The 474-nt window shown below is 35.7% G+C and carries 1 protein-coding gene; it reads right to left on the minus strand.

Annotated features, from left to right (window positions below; translation table 11 throughout):
• Positions 1 to 474: asparagine synthase-related protein (locus tag ACIR131C_RS26545; RefSeq protein ID WP_231395379.1), on the minus strand; the 474-nt coding region annotated here is incomplete at both ends.

A 474-nucleotide genomic window follows, 5' to 3' on the forward strand; every position in this document is an offset into this window, starting at 1 on the left:
AAGCGAGAATAGTTGTAGAGTCAATACCACCACTGAGAAAAATTCCCACAGGTACATCACTAATAAAATGATGTTGAATGGAATCTAATAAAGCTTTACGGACTATTTCTTCCGCCTCTGGAGGAGAAATTGCTTCTGGAGTAAAATTTATTTGCCAATACTGTTTTTTCGTAGTATTGCCATTTTTCCAAAATAGCCAATTTCCAGCAGCTAAACTATAAATATCAGAAATTAAGGTATATGGTTCGGGAACTGAACCAGTTGTTAAATAACCATATAATCCTTCCACACTCATATTAATTGACTTTTCTCCTTCATAAGCTTTATCCCCATTAAACCTTTGTTTGGTCTCAAATTCCTGGGAGGTGTCACGAAATAAGCTGATATCACTTTGTGGACCTGGTTTACCACCCTTTACATCTACAATATCTTTACCATTTGGTAGGACAATTAGCTGGTTTTTTCTAGTATGAG

The organism is Dolichospermum circinale AWQC131C, from assembly GCF_000426905.1.
Taxonomy (GTDB): domain Bacteria; phylum Cyanobacteriota; class Cyanobacteriia; order Cyanobacteriales; family Nostocaceae; genus Dolichospermum; species Dolichospermum circinale.